This window comes from Xanthomonas populi, assembly GCF_002940065.1.
In the GTDB taxonomy this organism is placed as follows: domain Bacteria; phylum Pseudomonadota; class Gammaproteobacteria; order Xanthomonadales; family Xanthomonadaceae; genus Xanthomonas; species Xanthomonas populi.
This window is the reverse complement of sequence record NZ_MDEJ01000230.1, coordinates 1-3,285: the sequence shown is the minus strand read 5'-3', so window position 1 is coordinate 3,285 and position 3,285 is coordinate 1. Positions and strand designations below refer to the sequence as shown.

General features: G+C 60.2%; 3 protein-coding genes, 1 other RNA gene and 1 pseudogene. 3 read left to right on the top strand and 2 right to left on the bottom strand.

The window, feature by feature from the left end; translation table 11 throughout:
• Nucleotides 1–206: 206 nt before the first annotated feature.
• Nucleotides 207–1,595: a type III secretion system effector XopQ gene (gene xopQ, locus XpopCFBP1817_RS20170; RefSeq protein ID WP_128418433.1), complete on the bottom strand. Its 1,389-nt coding sequence runs from the start codon at nucleotides 1,593–1,595 to the stop codon at nucleotides 207–209.
• A 135-nt stretch (nucleotides 1,596–1,730) separates the two neighbouring features.
• Here xopQ and XpopCFBP1817_RS21715 point away from each other — a divergent pair, with 135 nt between their 5' ends.
• Together XpopCFBP1817_RS21715 and XpopCFBP1817_RS20165 are read left to right on the top strand one after the other, a co-directional pair.
• Nucleotides 1,731–1,895, top strand: a complete 165-nt coding sequence (locus XpopCFBP1817_RS21715) for a hypothetical protein (protein WP_158251336.1) — start codon at nucleotides 1,731–1,733, stop codon at nucleotides 1,893–1,895.
• A 96-nt stretch (nucleotides 1,896–1,991) separates the two neighbouring features.
• Nucleotides 1,992–2,315 (top strand): hypothetical protein, encoded by a 324-nt coding sequence (locus XpopCFBP1817_RS20165; RefSeq protein WP_128418432.1) that lies wholly within the window; start codon nucleotides 1,992–1,994, stop codon nucleotides 2,313–2,315.
• A gap of 216 nt (nucleotides 2,316–2,531) precedes the next feature.
• Here XpopCFBP1817_RS20165 and XpopCFBP1817_RS20160 read toward each other — a convergent pair.
• Nucleotides 2,532–2,874: pseudogene (locus tag XpopCFBP1817_RS20160) on the bottom strand (transposase); the annotation flags it as partial.
• Nucleotides 2,875–3,042: 168 nt separating this feature from the next.
• Between XpopCFBP1817_RS20160 and XpopCFBP1817_RS20155 the strand changes: the two are divergent.
• Nucleotides 3,043–3,119: non-coding RNA, sX9 sRNA (locus XpopCFBP1817_RS20155), on the top strand.
• Nucleotides 3,120–3,285 lie beyond the last annotated feature (166 nt).

Genomic DNA, 3,285 nt, shown 5'->3' with positions numbered 1-3,285 from the left:
GAGCGATTACGCACACTGCCCGAACACGTCTACAACCAGATGGTCATGGGCTGAAAAACGTGGGGATACCTCAGCCTCAGATCGCTGATTTTTTGAAGGTATGGTCATCATCCAGTGCGTGTCACCACGGCTACGACTTGGTTGTTCGAGGTGCCCTTATGTGTTAACAGGCCATAATTCGATAATGTCGTTATTTTCAGACTGATTTACTCTTCTTTTTTAGAAGCAAGCGCCGCTTTTGCCAAGGCAGACATCAACAGCTTCGCCTTTTCTGGATGCTTGACTTGCTTTTCGCTCACCAGCTCGACAACGCTGAGTCCATCGGTGTGTATCTGCCTCGGCGTGAACAGCATCCCTGCGGCGCCGGGCACTGCGGCCAGCAGTGTCAGTGGGTCGTACAAGTTGAGTTTGGTGACGTTCGGCCAGATCTGGTCGAAGGCAATGGCTTGTTTTGCACCGTCTTGCGGGCTGTTCGTTTGCGGCAGGGCGTCTGCGGTGAACGTGCGGAAGAACCACGCCGCGTCCAGGCCCGGAAGCCGCCCTGCCTGAATCCCGTCCCACAAGCCGTTCAATGCGTTTTTCTGCACGTCTTTCAGATATTTGCCTACGCAATGTCCACTCTTCGCCAGGCTTTCGTAGAACAGTGGCGACACCGCTGTCTTGTAGGCAGCTTCCTTGGTGACGATGCGCAACGGGATGTGCAACTGCTGTGCCTTGCGATACAGGCCACGGGCTGCGTGCAGGTCTGTCGCATTGTTGTAGGCGCGCGTGTCAGGCTGCACATAGCCGTCTGCGTCCTTGGCTGGCTCGACGCCCCCCATGATGGTGATGGTCTTGACGCGCTCGGCTACAAGCGCCGGATACGCATCGGCCAGCGCATTGGCGTCGGTCATGCCTGCAATCACCACCATGCTCAACCCCTGCGGTGCCTGCACCAGCCTGTCCTGCATCGCCTGCAGGCTGTTGCCGCAAATTTCGCCCGATTCCGCACGCAACGCATGGCCTTCCTGCAGGAATTTGTCGTGGTCCTTGGCTTGTTTCGCACTTATCGGGTAATCCTGCCCACGCGAGACCCGCACGTCGGGCAAGTGCAGGCGATTGAACACGCCCTTGGCGAGCCGGGCACGCTGCTCGCGCACGCTGGCAGCGCCCAGTGTCACCGCAACGTCGGTAAGGCGCACAAAGCCCGCCACCTGCAGTTGCTTGCCGATGGTGTAGGCGGCCACATCGTCTGGGTCCTTGTTGGGGTCGGTAAACAGCACCGTGTCACACGGTGTCGCCGGCGTGTGGAATGTCAGCTCCCGCAGCACCGCCGCTTCGTCGGGCGTCAGGCCTTTATCGGCTTCTGCTCCCAGCTCCGCCAGCATCCTGCGCTGTGCTGTCGTCACTGGGGGAGCGCTGCGTGAGCGCTTGCGCACAGCAGCGCCGGGGAGGCTTCTCTGCGGCAACGCCTGCAGCACGCCGTCGCTGCTGTGCGGGCGGGAGAGCTGAGTGCCTGCCGACGACGCAGTGGCTGCGCGCTCACCCGCGTTTTGGTGCGCGTGCTGAGCGCTCGGATCGATAGCTGTCTTGGGTTGATGCCTGATGGAGTCCATCTGCTGTCCTCGTGCCGATGCGATCGATGACGGATCACTGTGGACAAGGCGCTATCTGCCTGGGAGCTTGATAAGCGAAGTGCGCTACAACCGTACGAAGCGAAGCGTTCTTCTGCGCTTGCCGGATACTAAAGCGTGGTGGGCCTCAATGTCTGTTCCGGCTGTCATGGCGGTTTCGGCATGCCGTTCGCGCTCGCCAGATGCCTGCCCATTGCGTCTTTTTCAGGTGCTGCCGGCACGCGCTATGGCAATGGCGCAGCCCCAATTGGCGAAGAGCGTTTCATGCAAGCGAAGCGTTGAGAAAATCATTGCGTAAGTGAGCCGTCGTTTCTGCTGCGAGAGATCCATTGCTGATATACAGCGATGGTCACGCAACTCACCACCGAAGGAGAGATCATGAACATCTTACCCTGCGCACCAAAAACATCGTTCCTGCTTGGGGCGCTACTTGCCACCACTGTTGCCGGCCCGGTCTCGGCAGCCAGCCCCGGAGCACTAACGAATCTTGGCGACGTTTACGTTGTGTCCGGCGTTTCCTTATCCAATGGAAATGGTGTCACCGAAAAGTTCGTCTGGGACAAACATCAAAAACTCGCAGTTGAACGCTGTCTCCTCAGCGGCTATTCGCAAACGAAAAATATCGTGCTTTTAGGCGCAGGCATCGAGTGGTTGGGCGGAAAAAGGTACAACCTCACCAGTCGCTGGATGTGCCAGGGATAGAGTGATCCACGGTGCAGATCAACCGTCTGACTCCGCGCCTGCAACCCCTAATGGCCGGCGATCAGCGGCGGTGTGTTCTGTTCCGATCCGGATGGCAGGAAAGGCGGGCCTGCCGTTGCAGCCCGCCCTCGGTTGCGTCCACAGCATGCGGCCCATGCGTCCACCGGCCGGTACTGGTGAGCAAATGGCAGCAGACGGGAGCGCCCGTGAGATGCGTCATGCGGGCCATGGCTTGAGCCAGGCGGCGGCGGCCAGCAGGCGCGGCGCCAGGGCGTTCATATCGAAGCGCCGGTTGCACCGCCATCGGGTCTGGGCCAGGAGCGATGCGCATACCTGGCGAGCTTGAAGGCGTGATAGGCACCGTCCAACCACCGCTTCAGATGCGACAGTACGACAGTGACCCAGCGGGCGTTGTCTTGCTCGCACCGGTTGCGGCCGTGGCCCTCGATCACCGTCTGCGCGTGCTCGACTTCCAGAACGCGGAAGGCGCCCAGCCCATCGCTGTCCACATCAGCCCCTGGCCGCAGGCGTCGGTGCAACCTGCTGCAGCGCTTGCCCGNCTGGTTGAACCTGCACGCGGTTCATTGCCATGATCTGACTCCTGCACGAGTGGATCGCCGTCAATGTGCAGGCGACTTCCCCGGCTCTGAGTAGCGGTCGTGTTTAGAGCGGCTAACAAAACTACTACGCAGCCGCCAGGCGGGCGCGGCCGGTGCTCGGAATCGGCATGTACCACTCGTACACTCCGGTTCTGAGCGCGCCGTCCGCACCCACCTGACGACTGCTCGCTACGTTTTGTTAGCCGCTGTTAGAGTCCGGCGGTAACGATATCGGTGTTGGTCAGATGTTGGGCATAAGCAGCCGATGTCATGCCGCCGATCGCGTTCTTGGGCCTGAGGTATCCCCACGTTTTTCAGCCCATGACCATCTGGTTGTAGACGTGTTCGGGCAGTGTGCGTAATCGCTCCAG